The sequence below is a fragment of the Pseudomonas sp. ZT5P21 genome, assembly GCF_054897785.1.
The window spans coordinates 1,704,555-1,720,543 of the sequence record NZ_CM142705.1 but is presented as its reverse complement, the minus strand read 5'-3'; the positions used below and the strand labels follow the sequence as shown (position 1 = coordinate 1,720,543).

Annotated in this window: 14 protein-coding genes; 6 read left to right on the top strand and 8 right to left on the bottom strand. The window is 57.4% G+C overall.

Annotated features, from left to right (window positions below; translation table 11 throughout):
- The first annotated feature begins 120 nt into the window (after positions 1-120).
- Both ACYZT9_RS07930 and ACYZT9_RS07925 read left to right on the top strand, forming a co-directional pair.
- Positions 121-912 carry a dienelactone hydrolase family protein gene (locus ACYZT9_RS07930; protein ID WP_462009293.1) on the top strand — a complete coding sequence of 264 codons (792 nt, stop codon included), beginning with the start codon at positions 121-123 and terminating at the stop codon, positions 910-912.
- A 214-nt stretch (positions 913-1,126) separates the two neighbouring features.
- On the top strand, positions 1,127-1,852 hold the full coding sequence (locus tag ACYZT9_RS07925) for a 4'-phosphopantetheinyl transferase family protein (RefSeq protein WP_462009292.1): 726 nt from the start codon (positions 1,127-1,129) through the stop codon (positions 1,850-1,852).
- A 140-nt stretch (positions 1,853-1,992) separates the two neighbouring features.
- Here the strand turns inward: ACYZT9_RS07925 and ACYZT9_RS07920 are convergent, their stop codons facing one another.
- Both ACYZT9_RS07920 and ACYZT9_RS07915 read right to left on the bottom strand, forming a co-directional pair.
- Positions 1,993-3,603, bottom strand: coding sequence for an ATP-binding protein (locus ACYZT9_RS07920; protein ID WP_462009291.1), 1,611 nt, complete (start codon positions 3,601-3,603; stop codon positions 1,993-1,995).
- Complete coding sequence (locus ACYZT9_RS07915) at positions 3,600-4,322, bottom strand: winged helix-turn-helix domain-containing protein (protein ID WP_462009290.1); 723 nt, start codon at positions 4,320-4,322, stop codon at positions 3,600-3,602. Before ACYZT9_RS07915 ends, ACYZT9_RS07920 begins: the two co-directional genes overlap by 4 nt.
- A gap of 738 nt (positions 4,323-5,060) precedes the next feature.
- Here ACYZT9_RS07915 and ACYZT9_RS07910 point away from each other — a divergent pair.
- Positions 5,061-7,955, top strand: a complete 2,895-nt coding sequence (locus tag ACYZT9_RS07910; protein ID WP_462009289.1) for a ribonucleoside-diphosphate reductase subunit alpha — start codon at positions 5,061-5,063, stop codon at positions 7,953-7,955.
- Between the two features lie 296 nt (positions 7,956-8,251).
- On the opposite strand, the gene flgE is transcribed toward ACYZT9_RS07910, so the two are convergent.
- From flgE to flgB, 4 genes are read right to left on the bottom strand one after another with little or no spacing between them, the layout of a single operon-like run.
- Complete coding sequence (gene flgE / locus ACYZT9_RS07905; RefSeq protein ID WP_462009288.1) at positions 8,252-9,574, bottom strand: flagellar hook protein FlgE; 1,323 nt, start codon at positions 9,572-9,574, stop codon at positions 8,252-8,254.
- Between the two features lie 31 nt (positions 9,575-9,605).
- The gene (flgD, locus tag ACYZT9_RS07900; protein WP_462009287.1) at positions 9,606-10,328 is read right to left on the bottom strand and encodes a flagellar hook assembly protein FlgD; all 723 of its coding nucleotides are present in this window, start codon (positions 10,326-10,328) and stop codon (positions 9,606-9,608) included.
- 15 nt (positions 10,329-10,343) lie between these two features.
- Positions 10,344-10,787 carry a flagellar basal body rod protein FlgC gene (flgC, locus tag ACYZT9_RS07895; protein ID WP_007899122.1) on the bottom strand — a complete coding sequence of 148 codons (444 nt, stop codon included), beginning with the start codon at positions 10,785-10,787 and terminating at the stop codon, positions 10,344-10,346.
- Positions 10,788-10,790: 3 nt separating this feature from the next.
- Positions 10,791-11,198: a flagellar basal body rod protein FlgB gene (gene flgB, locus ACYZT9_RS07890; RefSeq protein WP_462009286.1), complete on the bottom strand. Its 408-nt coding sequence runs from the start codon at positions 11,196-11,198 to the stop codon at positions 10,791-10,793.
- Between the two features lie 677 nt (positions 11,199-11,875).
- On the opposite strand from flgB, the gene ACYZT9_RS07885 reads away from it, so the two are divergent.
- The 3 genes from ACYZT9_RS07885 to ACYZT9_RS07875 are packed head-to-tail and all read left to right on the top strand — an operon-like array spanning position 11,876 to position 13,912.
- Positions 11,876-12,610, top strand: a complete 735-nt coding sequence (locus ACYZT9_RS07885) for a hypothetical protein (RefSeq protein WP_462009285.1) — start codon at positions 11,876-11,878, stop codon at positions 12,608-12,610.
- Between the two features lie 10 nt (positions 12,611-12,620).
- Positions 12,621-13,643, top strand: a complete 1,023-nt coding sequence (locus tag ACYZT9_RS07880; RefSeq protein WP_462009284.1) for an S-type pyocin domain-containing protein — start codon at positions 12,621-12,623, stop codon at positions 13,641-13,643.
- A complete protein-coding gene (locus tag ACYZT9_RS07875; RefSeq protein ID WP_462009283.1) occupies positions 13,640-13,912 on the top strand; it encodes a hypothetical protein in 273 nt (90 codons plus the stop codon). The genes ACYZT9_RS07880 and ACYZT9_RS07875 overlap by 4 nt, the downstream gene beginning before the upstream one ends.
- A gap of 197 nt (positions 13,913-14,109) precedes the next feature.
- On the opposite strand, the gene cheR is transcribed toward ACYZT9_RS07875, so the two are convergent.
- Together cheR and ACYZT9_RS07865 are read right to left on the bottom strand one after the other, a co-directional pair.
- Positions 14,110-14,937, bottom strand: coding sequence for a protein-glutamate O-methyltransferase CheR (cheR, locus tag ACYZT9_RS07870; RefSeq protein WP_462009282.1), 828 nt, complete (start codon positions 14,935-14,937; stop codon positions 14,110-14,112).
- A 46-nt stretch (positions 14,938-14,983) separates the two neighbouring features.
- Positions 14,984-15,916 (bottom strand): chemotaxis protein CheV, encoded by a 933-nt coding sequence (locus tag ACYZT9_RS07865; protein WP_462009281.1) that lies wholly within the window; start codon positions 15,914-15,916, stop codon positions 14,984-14,986.
- Between the last annotated feature and the right edge of the window lie 73 nt (positions 15,917-15,989).

Genomic DNA, 15,989 nt, shown 5'->3' with positions numbered 1-15,989 from the left:
TGCTTTGGGTACGGCGCTACATTACGCAGAGTCCCCTGAACTCTGCCTGAACGCATTCTGAACCCGAGCTGAAGCAAATCGACTAGGCTGTTTTCACGACTTTCTTCAGGAGATCCGACCATGCGTGTGTTCCTCGCTCTCTGCGTGCTGGCCCTGAGCGGGCTCAGTCAGGCCGCCATCAAGACTCAGGAGATCCCTTATCAGAGCCCCGACGGCACGAAGCTGATCGGTTATTACGCCTACGACGATGCGATCAAAGGTCCACGCCCTGGCGTGGTGGTGGTGCATGAATGGTGGGGGCTCAACGACTACGCCAAGCGCCGTGCGCGTGATCTCGCCGGTCTGGGCTACAGCGCTTTGGCCATCGACATGTATGGCGGCGGCAAGAACACCGAGCATCCCAAGGACGCCATGGCCTTCATGCAAGCCGCCACCAAAGACAGCGCGGCCGCCAGTGCGCGGTTTCAGGCTGGCCTTGATCTGTTGAAACAACAGGCGCAAACCGATCCGGACAAAATTGCCGCCATCGGTTATTGCTTCGGCGGCGCGGTGGTGTTGAATGCCGCGCGTCAGGGCTTGCCGTTGCTGGGCGTGGTGAGTTTTCACGGGCCGCTGGCAACTAAAACACCGGCAGCGCCGGGCAGTGTCAAGGCGAAAATCCTGGTCGAGCATGGTGCACTGGACAGCATGGTGACGGCGGATAACGTGGCAGCGTTCAAGAGCGAGATGGACAAGGCCGGGGCCGATTATCAGTTCGTCAGCCTTGAAAGTGCCAAGCACGGGTTCAGTAACCCGGATGCGGATCGGTTGAGTCATAGTGACCATGGCGGGCCGGATATTGGTTACAACAAGGCAGCAGATGAAAAATCGTGGGCGGACATGCAGGCCTTCTTCAAGAAGATTTTTAGCTGATCAGGTAGAGACCCTGTGGCGAGGGGCTTTTGTGGCGAGGGGATTTATCCCCGTTCGGCTGCGCAGCAGTCGTAAACCCGACGATTGCAATTTCCCTGCTGAAATGTGGTTGCAGGTTTTGGGGCCGCTTCGCAGCCCAACGGGGATAAATCCCCTCGCCACAAAAGCCCACTGCCACTACCCAGCTTCAAGGCAACCCGGCAAAATGCCCGCCATGAATCCCGTCCCCGCCCTGCCCGCTTGCTGCACCCCGCTCGATGCCCATTGGCCGCTGCCGTTTGTGCTGCCCGATACGGTGCTGCTGAGCACGCACTTCGACACCTCGCTACTGGCCATCGATGATTTCCGGCGCAGCGCCATCGAGCCACCCGCGACGATCCAGCGCTCGGTCGCCAAGCGTCAGGCAGAATTTCTTGCCGGGCGGATTTGCGCACGGGCCGCACTGCAACAGCTGGAAGGGCTGAATGTCGTCCCGGCCATTGGCGAAGACCGGGCGCCAGTCTGGCCTGCGCACATCACCGGCTCGATCACCCACAGCACCGGCCGGGCCGCTGCGATTGTCGCGCAGAAAAACCACTGGCGCGGCTTGGGCATGGACCTGGAAAACCTGCTCAACCTTGAACGGGCGGAACGCCTGGCCGGGGAAATTCTCACGCCGCCCGAGTTGCAGCGCATGGCCGCCGGGCCTCGCGATCAACTGGCGATGCTGGTGACGTTGACGTTTTCGGTGAAGGAGAGTCTGTTCAAGGCGCTCTACCCGATCGTTCAGCAGCGTTTTTATTTTGAACATGCCGAAGTGCTGGAGTGGAGCGAGGCTGGTGAGGTTCGGGTGCGGTTGCTGACCGATCTGTCCGGTGAATGGCGCAATGGAACCGAGCTGGAGGCGCAGTTTGGGGTGAAGGATGGGCAGTTGTTGAGTCTGGTCAGCATCAGGGCCTGAAGATTTTCGATGCCCTCCATGGCCTCTTCGCGGGCAAGCCCGCTCCCACAGGTTCAGTGGTGTTCACAGATTTTGTATACGACACGGACACTGTGGGAGCGGGCTTGCCCGCGATGAGGCCCGAACAAACGACAAAGATCTCACCGCTTCTCTTGATTCCGCGGCCAACTCAGGCTAAAGCAGGCCCCGCCCAAACTCTTGCTCTTGCTGATCAACGCCCGTCCGTCATGCCAATGGATGATCCGCCGCACAATCGATAAGCCCAAGCCATGCCCGCCCGACGCGCGGGTTCTGCTGTCATCCAGTCGCAGGAACGGCGTAAAGATTTTCTCCCACGCCGATTCGGGAACGCCCGGTCCGTCGTCTTCGATATCAACCCGACACCGCTGCTGCCCCACCTGATAACTCACAGTCACCCGCGATTGAGCATGGCGCATGGCGTTGCTCACAAGGTTCTGAATCGCCCGGTGTAAGTAGCGAGGCTCGGCTTCGACCCAGGCGTCGTCACAATCGGCCGCCGACAGGCACAACCCGCGCTGCACCGTGACGTCGGCGCGCAGTGGCGCCAACTCTTCGATCACCTGATTGACCAGCGCATCCAGATCGATGCGCTGGAAGTTCAGCGCCGGCGACCCCTGTTCCAGCCGCGCGTAGGTGAGCATCTCGTCCACCAGCCGGTCGAGATCCTCGATGTCGTGGTCCATGCCTTCGCGATATTTCTCCAAGGCCTGGGGCGTGGTGGCCGAGCCGATCATCTCCAGGCCAAAACGCAGGCGTGCCACCGGCGTGCGCAATTCGTGTGACACAGCGCGCACCAGTTCCCGCTGAACCGCCAGCAACTGTTGCAAGTGCTCAGCCATGCCGTTGAACGCCGACGCCAGACGCCCGACCGAGTCCGCGCCGCGTGCCGGCACGCGGGTTTCCAGGCTGCCTTTGGCAATGCGCGTGGCGGCCGCTTCGAGACCACGCAAACGTCGCTCCAGTTGCCGCACCAGCAAATAGACGATCAACCCGATCAGGCTCAAACCGAGGGCAGCGATCAGCACCAGCCACTCCGGCGGGTAAGGATTCATCTGATACAACGGGCCGATTTCCAGCACCCACGGCGTGCCGGCCATGCCGGCAAACACCCGGATCGAATCGCCCTCCTTACCCAGCGCCATCACCGTGTCGCCTTCGGCCACGCGGCGGCGCTGGTCTTCATCCATGTCGGCCTCGCCGACCGTGACCAACTGCAGATCGAAACCGAAGCCCTTTTCCTTCTTTATCTGCGCCAGACGCTTGGGTTGCTCGGCCACTGGGACGCGCACCAGTTCGTCGGCGAGCAGGTAAATCGTCGCCCGGGCCAGTTGCTCGCTGATCTGCTGCACCTCGCCGGTCAGCATCAACTGCTCTTTGTCGCTGACCAGTCGATAAACCTTCGCAGCATGCGGTCCGGTCTGTTCCACCAACGCGTGGCCGCGCAACACACGGGTGCGCTGAGTCAGGTCGAGGTCGGTCTGGGCGAAGGTCTTCAGCGCCAGCGGAATGCCGAGCAAGCGCTCCCACACCAGCAAGGCACGATGACGCTGGGTTTCATTCATCGGTTGCAGGTTGTCAGCCATTAGCGAGAACGTGCCGTGGGCCAGGCGCTCGCGGTACTGCTCGCTGCGCACCTGGTTGAGCATGTGCAAGGCCAGCACGCCGAGCACCGCCACCAGAATCAGCGCGGCGCACATGCCGCCGTAGATGCGCAGGAAGATCGAATTCACAGCGACGGGTCTACGCAGGCTTCGGGCACGAACAGGTAGCCTTTGCTGCGGATGGTCTTGATCAGCCGCGGATGGTCCGGGTCGTCGCCGATCTTGGGCCGGATGCGCGAAATGCGCACGTCGATGGAGCGGTCCTGGCCGTCATAGCCGATGCCGCGCAGCGCGGTGAAAATCTCTTCGCGGGACAAGATTCTTCCAGCGTTGGCCACCAGCAGCCACAGCAGATCAAATTCGGCGCTGGTCAATTCGATGCCGTTGTCATGCAGCCAAGCTTCACGCAAGGCGTTGTCGACCACTAATGGACCGAACTGTAGACGCCGGAGTTTTTCCGGGGCCGGCTCAGGTGTTTCACTGCGGCGCAGCAACGCCTGAATGCGCGCCAGCAGCAAGCGCGGCCGCACCGGTTTGCACACGTAGTCGTCAGCGCCGAGGTCGAGGCCGAGAATCTGATCGGTGTCGTCGGTGCGGGCGGTGAGCATCAGGATCGGGCCGTCGAACTTGTCGCGGACCTTGCGGCAAATGCTCAGGCCATCTTCGCCCGGCAGCATCAGGTCGAGGATCACCAGGTCCGGTTTCTCATCGATGATTCGGGCCGCGGCCAGGGCGCCATTGCCCTCTATCGACACGCGCAGGCCATTGGCTTCCAGGTAATCGCGGGTCAGTTCGGCCAGACGCTGGTCGTCTTCCACAATCAATACCTGCCAGGCTTCTTGCTCCACGGTGACCTCTGCTTGCCAACAACACTTATAAGGAAGGATCCGCCCGTCTTTTTGTAATGATTGGGGAGGATAAGAATGCGTGTGCACAGGCCGATTGTATAAACGCCACTCGCCCAGAACACAAGCCGGCAAATGCGTTCGGACACACCGGTTTTTTGTGATAGGGTTCGCGCCCTTAAAAATCCGGACGACCGTTTTCACCCGTTGGAAATCGATGAAAAACAGCTTGATCCAGCAGCGTCGCGGCCTACACGCCCGTTCCACCTTTCACGCACAATTTACGCACAGGTTTATCCACAGGTAGTACGTTGCAACACCCTCAGAAACGCATTATCTTGTACCCCGGCGCCAAAAAAACCCTATATGTAGGGTTTAAGGCCAAAAAACCAAACACAAACCGGGCACCTGTTTCAAGCGCTTTTATTGCCTCTGTCCGGTTGAACCAAACGTATTTTCGAAAGACCAAACCGCGCGTGCGGATGGCTACTGTTTTTGAGCCGAGAACGGCGTGAACGGTACGGGTGTTGCAGTCACTTACTGTCACCCAAAAGGATCCGGTTTCAGGTTCAAGGCCTGGGACCACAGACTTCGGCATGGAAGCGGCGCCCCAATAGCCCCCTTCCTGATCTGTCCCGAAGTTGGTATGCCCGGCCCTCGCCGGTTGTAGTGCTTCAGGACGGAACGGTGGGCACCGTGATGGTGCTCAAACAAACATAGAGAATGTGGAGACAACCCCCCATGCAAACCGACACAACTCGCGAGAACCCGCAAGGCACCTTGCCGCAGGCCGCTGATTCGACTTCGGATCTGTCCGCCACCGCGCCTGGTCAGTTGCGCGTGATCAAGCGTAACGGCACTGTCGTCGCTTACACCGATGACAAGATCACCGTCGCGATCACCAAAGCGTTTCTCGCAGTTGAGGGCGGCACCGCTGCCGCTTCGTCGCGAATCCATGACACCGTTGCCCGCCTGACCGAACAGGTCACCGCGACCTTCAAGCGTCGCATGCCGTCGGGCGGCACCATCCACATCGAAGAAATCCAGGATCAGGTTGAACTGGCCCTGATGCGTGCCGGCGAGCAGAAAGTCGCTCGCGACTACGTGATCTACCGCGACGGCCGCTCGAAACAGCGCGCTGCCCACGCCCCGACCGACGAAGCGGTCAACGCTCACCCGTCGATCCGCATCACCCGCGCCGACGGCACCTTTGCTCCTCTGGACATGGGCCGCCTGAACACCATCGTCACCGAAGCGTGCGAAGGCCTGGAAGAAGTCGATGGCGACCTGATCCAGCGCGAAACCCTGAAGAACCTGTACGACGGCGTGGCCCTGACTGACGTCAACACCGCGCTGGTGATGACCGCCCGTACCCTGGTTGAACGTGAGCCGAACTATTCGTTCGTGACCGCACGCCTGCTGATGGACACCCTGCGCGCCGAAGGCCTGGGTTTCCTTGGCGTCGCCGACAGCGCCACTCACCACGAAATGGTTGACCTGTACGCCAAGGCGCTGCCTGCGTACATCGCCAAGGGTATCGAATTCGAATTGCTGAACCCGGTCCTTGCCACCTTCGACCTGGAAAAACTCGGCAAGGCAATCAACCACGAACGCGATCAGCAGTTCACGTACCTGGGCCTGCAAACCCTGTACGACCGTTATTTCATCCACAAGGATGGTATCCGCTTCGAACTGCCGCAAATTTTCTTCATGCGCGTGGCCATGGGCCTGGCGATCGAAGAGAAGAACAAAGAAGACCGTGCGATCGAGTTCTACAACCTGTTGTCGTCCTTCGACTACATGTCCTCGACCCCGACCCTGTTCAACGCCGGCACCCTGCGTCCACAACTGTCGAGCTGCTACCTGACTACCGTGCCGGATGACCTGTCGGGCATTTACCACGCGATCCACGACAACGCCATGTTGTCCAAATTCGCAGGCGGCCTGGGCAACGACTGGACGCCGGTTCGTGCGCTGGGTTCGTACATCAAGGGCACCAACGGCAAATCCCAGGGCGTCGTACCGTTCCTGAAAGTGGTGAACGACACCGCCGTCGCTGTCAACCAGGGTGGCAAGCGCAAAGGCGCTGTGTGTGCCTACCTGGAAACCTGGCACATGGACATCGAAGAGTTCATCGAGCTGCGCAAGAACACCGGTGATGATCGTCGTCGTACCCACGACATGAATACCGCCAACTGGATCCCGGACCTGTTCATGAAGCGCGTCTTCGACGACGGCAAGTGGACCCTGTTCTCGCCGTCCGAAGTGCCTGATCTGCACGACCTGACCGGCAAGGCTTTCGAAGAGCGTTACGAGTACTACGAAGCCCTGACTGAGTACCCGGGCAAGGTCAAGCTGTTCAAGACCATCCAGGCCAAAGACCTGTGGCGCAAAATGCTGTCCATGCTGTTTGAAACCGGCCACCCATGGCTGACCTTCAAAGACCCGTGCAACTTGCGCAGCCCGCAGCAGCACGTCGGCGTGGTCCACAGTTCGAACCTGTGCACCGAGATCACCTTGAACACCAACAAGGACGAGATCGCCGTCTGCAACCTGGGCTCGATCAACCTGCCGAACCACATCGTCAACGGCAAGCTGGACACCGCCAAGCTGGAACGCACCGTGAACACCGCCGTGCGCATGCTCGATAACGTGATCGACATCAACTACTACTCGGTACCGCAAGCGAAGAACTCCAACTTCAAGCACCGCCCGGTCGGTCTGGGCATCATGGGCTTCCAGGACGCTTTGTACCTGCAGCACATTCCTTACGGTTCCGATGCTGCCGTCGAGTTCGCCGACAAGTCGATGGAAGCGGTCAGCTACTACGCGATTCAGGCCTCCTGCGACCTGGCCGACGAGCGTGGCGCTTACGAGACGTTCCAGGGTTCGCTGTGGTCCAAAGGCATCCTGCCGCTGGATTCGCAACAGATCCTGATCGAGCAGCGTGGCCAGAAGTACATCGACGTTGACCTGAAGGAATCCCTGGACTGGGCACCGGTTCGCGCCCGCGTACAGAAAGGCATTCGTAACTCCAACATCATGGCCATCGCACCGACCGCGACCATCGCCAACATCACTGGCGTCTCGCAGTCGATCGAACCGACCTACCAGAACCTCTATGTGAAATCGAACCTGTCGGGCGAATTCACCGTGATCAACCCGTACCTGGTTCGCGACCTGAAAGCTCGCGGTCTGTGGGACTCGGTCATGATCAACGACCTGAAGTACTACGACGGTTCGGTGCAGCAGATCGAGCGCATCCCGCAAGAACTCAAAGAGCTCTACGCGACGGCCTTCGAAGTGGACACCAAGTGGATCGTCGACGCAGCCAGCCGTCGTCAGAAGTGGATCGACCAGGCTCAGTCGCTGAACCTGTACATCGCCGGCGCTTCGGGCAAGAAGCTGGACGTGACCTACCGCATGGCCTGGTACCGTGGTCTGAAAACCACTTACTACCTCCGTGCCCTGGCCGCGACCAGCACCGAGAAGTCGACCATCAACACTGGCAAGCTGAACGCTGTTTCCAGTGGCGGCAACCACGGTGAAGATTCGGTCCTGGCAGCGCCAGCCGGCCCAGCTCCAGTGCCGAAGGCTTGCGCCATTGACGAGCCGGATTGCGAAGCTTGCCAATAAGCTGAGCCGGCAGGCGCTGAAAAGCGCTTGCTTGACAACCCCCGACAGTCCTCTGGATTGATCGGGGGTTTTTCTTTTGTCTGGAGGAAATGCGCCAGCCGAACGGGCCTCTTCGCGGGCAAGCCCGCTCCCACAGGGAACTGTGTTCGCCTTGGGTACGCGGTCAATGTGGGAGCGGGCTGCCCCGCGAAGAGGCCCACCCGCACCACATAAAATCCTGATCCTGATAAAAATCCCGGCCACAAAAAAGCCCCTCTTCGAGGGGCTCCTTGTGAAGCGCTATCAGCCAATCCGCATCAGGTCATCTGAATGATGGTCTGCATGATGGTGCTCTGGGTCGAGATGGTCTTGGCGTTCGCCTGGTAGTTACTCTGCGCCTTGATCAGGTCGACCAGTTCGCTGGTCAGGTTGACGTTGGACTCTTCCAGAGAGTTGGAGTGGATCTCGCCCAAGGTACCGGTGTTCGGCGCATCGTAACCCGGGATACCCGACGCGTAGGTTTCCTTCCAACTGGTGCCGCCTACCGGCTGCAGACCTTGTTCGTTGGTGAAGCTGGCGAGCGAGATCTGACCGATAGCCTTGGTCTGGCTGTTGCTGAAGTTGGCCAGCATGATACCGCTGGTGTCGATGGTCAGGTTGGTGATCTGGCCCGTGGCGTAACCGTTCTGCACAGGAATCGAACGCGCGGTGTCGGCGTTGTACTGCGTGGTATTGCTCATGGAGACCGTCACGCCGGCCGGGTCGGCGGCGGCGCCGTTGGCTGCCCACACACCATTGGTCACCTTGCCGGGAATCCAGCCGGTAACCTTCAGGTCAGGGCTGACGACCGGCACCGGCAGGGCTGGTGTGGTCACCGAAACCAATTTGCCCGAGGTGTTGAACACCATGGTCGAAGCGACCGGCGGAGAAGCGGCAAGCGTCGGGTCGGTACCATTCGGGTTGCGACCATCGATCAAGGTGTAGGTTTGCCAAGTGTTCGCGCCAGTCTTGACCATGTATTGATCCATGGTGTGCTGATTACCCTGAGTGTCGTAAATCGGGGTGCTGAACTGTTTGGTAAAAGTTTCCGACTTCGCCGGGTCGAACTTGTTGGCGGGAAGAGTCTGGTCGATGATTGGCGCCGTGGAGTTCAGGTTGATCGTCGACGAAACCGTGGTGGTGGTTTTCGGCGCCAGGTTCGAGGTGTCGATGCGCAGGTCAGTCAAAACGCCATTGACGATCTTGCCATTGGCATCCACACCATAACCCTGCAGACGCGCAGAGCCATCGGTGTTGGTGACGTAACCGTCCTTGTCGACCTTGAAGGTGCCGGCACGGGTGTAGGACAACGAGCCGTTGTCATTCAGCACGAAGAAGCCGGAACCGTTGATGCCCATGTCCAGCACGTTGCCGGTGTTGTTGACGTCGCCCTGGGTGAACTGCTGGGAAACGTTGGCCAGACGCACGCCGTTACCGACGGTTTTGCTGCCGGAACCCAGCTTGGTAGCCGAGTAAACGTCTTCGAATTCTGCGCGGGACGATTTGAAACCGGTGGTTGCGACGTTGGCAATGTTGTTGCCGGTCACGTCCAGTTGTTTGTTGGCTGCATAGAGACCGCTAAGGCCGATATTGAAAGACATATTCCACTCCTTTGTGCCGTGTTAGTCGGCTCTACATACCAATGGTTTGTACTTTGGACAGGGCGATGCTGCCCGCCCCGGCGAGGTTGAGCATCAACTCACCGCCGGTCTGGCTGATGGTCACGCTGTTGACGGTCGCCGGCAGGTACGTCACCAGCGAAGTCGCCTTGCCGTCGTAGGTCGCGGTGGCGCCGAAGGTGTACGTACCCGCCTTGGCCACTTCGCCTGCATCGTTCTTGCCGTCCCAGATGAAGCTGGCGTTGCCGGCTTTCTGGCTGCCCAGATCGATGGTACGGATGACCTTGCCATCGGCATCAGTGATCTTGACCTTGACCGGGTCGGCCGACGCGGGCACGGCGATTGTCCCGTTGAAGCTCTTGGCGGTATCGACCACGGCTTTGTCGCCCGGGGCGATGACCGAACGCCCGACCAGCGACGACGCCTGCAACGCCTGGGACGAGTTGTAGTTACTCGCCAGGCCGCTCACGGTGGTGTTGAGCGTGGTGATGCCTTCCAGGCTACTGAACTGCGCCAACTGGGCAACGAACTCGCCGTTATCCTGCGGCTCCAGCGGGTTCTGGTTCTTCAGCTGTGTCACCAGCAACTGCATGAACGCGTCCTTGCCCAGGGACTGCTTGCCGGTGGCACTGTTCGTCGCGGACGCCAGGCCGTCGGCAGTGGTGTTGGTCTTGATCGAAGAGTTGGCCAGGACGTCTTTGAGGCTAATGCCGCTGGTGGTATCGGTAACACTCATCTGAGTCGCCCCTTATCACTGACCGAGGGTCAGGACCTTCTGCATCATGGTTTTGGCGGTGTTCATCATTTCGGCGTTGGTCTGGAACGAACGACTCGCGGAAATCATGTCGGCCATTTCTTCCACCACGTTGACATTCGGGTAGTAGACGTAGCCCTTGCCGTCGGCGGCCGGATGGTTCGGCTCGTAGCGCGCTTCAAGGTTGCTCTGGTCTTCGACCACGCCCAGCACCTGCACGCCCTGGCCTGCAGCGTCCTGGTTCTGGAACAAGGAATCGCTGCCGCCGCTCTGGCCGCCCTGGAACATGGTGGCGAACACCGGGTGACGGGCGCGGTAGGTCTGGTCGATGCTCGACGAAACGGTTTCGGCGTTGGCGATGTTCGAAGCCACGGTGTTCAGGCGAGTGGTCTGGGCACTCATGCCACTACCGGCAATGTTGAAAACGCTGGATAGCGACATGACTTACTCTCCGCGGAGGGCTGATACCAGCCCTTTGAATTTGCTGTTGAGCAGGGTGAAGCTGGCCTGGAAGTTGACCGCGTTTTCCGCGTAGCTCGACTGTTCCAACTGAGCGTCCACGGTGTTCTGGTCGATCGAAGGTTGCATCGGCGTGCGATACATCAGCGACTCGTCACCATTGCCCAAGCCTTCGGCTTCGATGTGACGGCTGTTGGTCATGTTCAAGGCGAATGTACCGCTCCTGGTTTTCTCGCTCTGCTCAGCGAGCACTTTCGAGAACTCCAGATCCCGAGCCTTGTAGTTCGGGGTGTCGGCGTTGGCAATGTTGTTGGCCAGGACTTCGGCACGCTGAGCGCGGAAGCCCAGGGCCTGTTCGTGGATACCGAGCGCTTTATCGAAGCTGATGCTCATGTCGGGAAACCTTCGGGTGACCTGATTTTTCGTACGATGAACATAGCAAGCGGCATGCCAATTCAAAAAAGCCCGTAAACCGGGGCTTTGCGGGCAGTGGCAATGCGGCAATGCCAGAAAAGCGGCAACGGGTTTCCGCCGTCTGCCGCTTTTCTGCCGCTTTCCTGAATCGCGCGCCGCCCCCCCCCCGTAGGAGCTGCCGCAGGCTGCGATCTTTTGATCTTGATCTTAGAAACCCAGGATCAAAAGATCGCAGCCTTCGGCAGCTCCTACTTGATAAATAATCTCCGGGCTGCACTGGACCATCTAGTAATGATCCGGCAGCGCTTCAGTATTCCCACGCGGAGCGAGGGAACGATCCAAGAGACAGTCCTTCCGACAAACCCGCGTGAACCGCCTTTTATCTCTCTTCCAGAGGCAGGCCGGTTGTGCATATTGCTGCTGAGTCAAATTTGGGGAACAGATCAACAATCTCTGCAGAACAAACTATGAATTTTTATCTGAGATCGGAACCTTTGATGTAAGAAAACTTACCATGACTAGTAGTCTGCATCACCCAATCTTTTAAAATCACGACATACACAGTAAATACTTAACTATTGATAGGGCACCATTGTTTGCGGCATAACTTAGGCGTTTCTGCCAAATGGAATTCCAATTACTGCAAGGAATGCAGCATGCAAAAATCTATCGCTTTTCCTCCACCTTTGAATTCATCAAGCGCTGCGCGCAGCCCAGACAAGAAATATCCAGGATATCTGCCAAACTTTGACAGTGCGCTAAATTGGGATGGAACTGTTCCGACGGTCACTGTGGCTTACCGTATTGAAACCATTAATAAAGAGGACTACGCATATGAAAAATTGGTAGCTATAGCACATTCGGTGCAAGATCAGATAGAAGGTAATCTCTCGAATAGCCCGGCGAGTGTACGAAGTGAAATAGAAAGGCGCATAAACTCATCCGGCGATACCCATCCGTTCAACAAGCTGGAAAACGCCTTAAAAAAGAAAGCCATTATTGTCGAGCTCCTGCAACAAATAAGAATGAATAGGAGTTGGTATGAAGCGAATATATTTGCTGGCATAGATTTGTTGTCAATGGACAGCCTGGAACGTGCCGAGCTATTCGCGGCTTCTGTGGATACAGTAGAACACGACGAAGAACGCCGAGACAGTTACGAAAGCTTTCTGAGATCGCTCACAGCCGCCTACGTCAAACGAATCCTTGTCGAAGCTGTTTCCATTTTAGAGGACGCATCTCAAGCTATAGATGCTGCGATCCATTCTGCCTTGGCTAGAGGTGAAACTGCCTACAGCTTCCAGTTGACCCTTAGTCAAGCCGCACAAGTAGTAACTGTGGCGGCCCCTCCAAAACGCGGACGGTTGGACTTTCGAAGCAGTAATCCGTAAAGGCACCCTGTTGTTGACCGGCTTGGGAGAAGCACTTCTCAGTCGAGTGACGGCGGTTGGGATCGGCACCTTGCTCTATTCACCCGCTTTGGGTAACGGCGAGCGTTATCCTCAATCGGTTCTCAAATTATCTGGTAGTGCAGTCTTGCCAGATGCACCGACCAACCTGAATGAAATCGCCGCTGCCGAAGGCACCATCGATCTTCCCTACCGGATTTATGGTGACCTTGACCAATACACACTCGTTGCAACACCGGCGGGAGGGAGCATTTCGCCGGCGGTCCCCGTTAGGGCGCTGGAGCTCGACCAGAAGACTAATAGCTACAGTTTCATCTCCGCCGACACACCGCCTATCACCTTCAGTTTTCCCATTATCCATTGGGAAAGCAGTTCGACAACTTTACCTGTTAGACCAGTGGAAATACCGACTTACGGTGGCGTTGAGCTGTTGCCCCTACATGCGCAGCCTACTCCTTTGCCTGCGTTCGAGTTACCGGACTTCAGGGATTGTATCTACTGCTTTCCTATCAACAGCGGCTTGCCGCCGATTTACGTCGTCTTCAACAGCCCTTATGAAGGGGCTACCACCAGAGGAAAGTACAGCGGCAGATTTTTCAATCCTGCCAAAGCTGGCGGCCCCATCCTGGATCTGGATTGGACCAAGGCTATCGTGACGAAAGCGGGTATTAAACGAGTGAAATTGCATATTGGACGTTTCAGTCCTTCAGATGCCAATGCCATCATGGTTGATCGACTGAAAAAGATTCTCCAAGGTAAATTAGTAATCACGGATACCGACAAACGTTTCTATACTCATGAACTCAGAGAGCTTGAACGTTTCAGAAAATTAGGGGTGGCAGATGGTGTAAATCCAAATGATGAAGGCGTTATTTGGAATAGCACTCACGCTGCAACACTGGAAGACTACAAACTAAAAGACGAATCCGAGTTACTCTACACACCTGAAGCCATGGAGGCATATGGCAAACAAATTGAAAGAGAGTACAAACAATTAGGAGGAGCAAAGCGATGAGTGTCATTAAAACCATTGTATTAAACGAGAAGCCTGAAGAAGTAATCCTATTTCTTACCAAGAATGAATTAGGCATCTCTTTTCCTCAGCTGGATCGTCTCTATAGCTGGGCTAATTGGGCGCATGTTGCGGATAATATGGGGCTAATGAAAATCGTCTGGGAAATGCGTGACGCGGGCCTTGTAAAGTCTAACGGTACCGGAATTGTCAGGGGCACCAACTGGAGGGAGCCGGCATTCATGGTAGAGGGGAAATATACTTTTGATTGATATTGCTAATCGCCTGCCCCCTTCAGGGAGACGATTAGCAAGTTATGGGTGAGCTCCAGGCGCCGAGCGAGACGCATAAAAAAATCCGATGCCCGTACAGGCATCGGATTTTGGTTTCTTGCTGCCAATGGTCAAGCGAAAGGGCTATCTGATCGCATTACCAGAGGGATCCGTTTATTATGCCTGCCGCTTTTGCATCACTTCGCCTGGTAGATAATCCCCGGGCTGCACTGGACCATCTGGTAATGATCCGGCAAACCGTTCAGCGCTTCGGATGCGCCAAGGAACAGATAACCACCCGGCTTCAGCGTGCTGTGGATGCGCAACAGAATGTCTTTCTTCACCTCGGCGGAGAAGTAGATCAGTACGTTGCGGCAGAACACGATGTCGAACTTGCCGAGGCTCGCGTAGCTGTCCAGCAGGTTGAACGAGCGAAATTCCACCCGACTCTTGATCGGCGCCTTGATTGCCCAGCGCCCCGCCCCTTTCGGGTCGAAATAGCGCTGAAGACGCTCCGGCGACAAACCGCGCCCGAGGGCCAGGCTGTCGTATTCGCCGGTCTTGCAGTTGGTCAGCATGGTGCCGGACAGATCAGTGGCGACGATCTGCACGCCCATCTTCAACTGACCCATGTTGACCCGCTCGAACTCGTCGATGGACATCGACAGCGAATACGGTTCCTGCCCCGACGAGCACGCCGCCGACCAGATCCGCAGACGCTGGCCGGGGGCTGCCTTGATTGCTTCGGGCAACACCTTGTTCTTCAACACTTCAAACGGATAGGTGTCACGAAACCACAGCGTTTCGTTGGTCGTCATGGCATCGACCACCAACTCGCGCAAACCGCTGCGCGGCTGAGTCTGGATGCGCTGGACCAGCTCACCCAAGGACTTGATGCCTTGCTGTTCCATCAGTTTGTTGAGACGGCTCGAGACCAGGTACTGCTTGTTTTCACCGAGCAAAATGCCACAGGCTTTTTCCAGGAATACCCGGAACTGTTCGAAATCCAAATTACCCGTAGACAATGATACCGCCTCTTAAATCGTGTTAACCGCCAGGGGCAGAAGGCCCCTAGCTGATGTCTGCTGCTTTGATCCGGTCGACTACCCGGGATGCCAGGTCATCAGGACGGAATTTGGCCAGGAAGTCATCGGCACCGACTTTCTTGACCATCGCCTGATTGAACACACCCGACAACGAAGTATGCAGGATGATATGAAGCTTTTGCATGCGAGGGTCGTTGCGGATCTCGGCCGTCAGGGTGTACCCGTCCATTTCCGGCATCTCGATGTCGGAAATCATCATCAGGAACTCTTCTTCCGGCTTCTTTCCCTCGTCGGCCAGCTTGCGCAAGTAATCCAGCGCTTGCCGACCGTCGTTCAACGCCACCACTTCCACACCGATCGTCTGCAGGCAACGCGTGACCTGCTTGCGCGCCACCGACGAGTCATCGACCGTCAGCACCCGCAACGACAGCGCCTTGTGCTGGGTTTCGACATCGACGACTCCGCTGGAAATCGCTTCCGGTGTCGGTGCCACTTCCGCCAGGACCTTCTCGACGTCGATGATTTCGACTAACTGATTGTCGACCCGAGTCACAGCCGTCAGGTAATGATCCCGACCGGTGCCCTTGGGAGGCGGATGAATCTCCTCCCAGTTCATGTTGACAATGCGTTCCACCGAGCGCACCAGGAAACCCTGGGTCTTGGTGTTGTACTCCGTGATGATCACGAAGGGATTGCTTTGATCTTTCAGCGCTCCGGCACCAGTCGCCATTGCCAGATCAAGGATCGGAATGGTCGCCCCCCGGATATTAGCCACACCGCACACGACAGGACTGGACTTGGGCATCAGGGTCAACTTGGGGCATTGCAGCACCTCACGAACCTTGAATACGTTGATCCCATAAAGCTGCTGGCCGTCGAGACGGAACAACAACAGCTCCAGACGATTCTGCCCTACCAGTTGCGTGCGCTGGTTTACCGAATCCATTACACCAGCCATGCCCAGACTCCTACACCAACGCTAAGTGTGTTGCGACGCACATTCATCACTAAACGGCACGGCGCTTGCTTTT

What these genes read in the sequence shown, in the direction of transcription:
- ACYZT9_RS07930 (WP_462009293.1), top strand. Translation starts at nt 121, where the DNA reads ATGCGTGTGTTCCTCGCTCTCTGCGTGCTGGCCCTGAGCGGGCTCAGT.
- ACYZT9_RS07925 (WP_462009292.1), top strand. Translation starts at nt 1,127, where the DNA reads ATGAATCCCGTCCCCGCCCTGCCCGCTTGCTGCACCCCGCTCGATGCC.
- ACYZT9_RS07910 (WP_462009289.1), top strand. Translation starts at nt 5,061, where the DNA reads ATGCAAACCGACACAACTCGCGAGAACCCGCAAGGCACCTTGCCGCAG.
- flgE (WP_462009288.1), bottom strand. Translation starts at nt 9,574, where the DNA reads ATGTCTTTCAATATCGGCCTTAGCGGTCTCTATGCAGCCAACAAACAA.
- flgD (WP_462009287.1), bottom strand. Translation starts at nt 10,328, where the DNA reads ATGAGTGTTACCGATACCACCAGCGGCATTAGCCTCAAAGACGTCCTG.
- flgC (WP_007899122.1), bottom strand. Translation starts at nt 10,787, where the DNA reads ATGTCGCTATCCAGCGTTTTCAACATTGCCGGTAGTGGCATGAGTGCC.
- flgB (WP_462009286.1), bottom strand. Translation starts at nt 11,198, where the DNA reads ATGAGCATCAGCTTCGATAAAGCGCTCGGTATCCACGAACAGGCCCTG.
- ACYZT9_RS07885 (WP_462009285.1), top strand. Translation starts at nt 11,876, where the DNA reads ATGCAAAAATCTATCGCTTTTCCTCCACCTTTGAATTCATCAAGCGCT.
- ACYZT9_RS07875 (WP_462009283.1), top strand. Translation starts at nt 13,640, where the DNA reads ATGAGTGTCATTAAAACCATTGTATTAAACGAGAAGCCTGAAGAAGTA.
- ACYZT9_RS07865 (WP_462009281.1), bottom strand. Translation starts at nt 15,916, where the DNA reads ATGGCTGGTGTAATGGATTCGGTAAACCAGCGCACGCAACTGGTAGGG.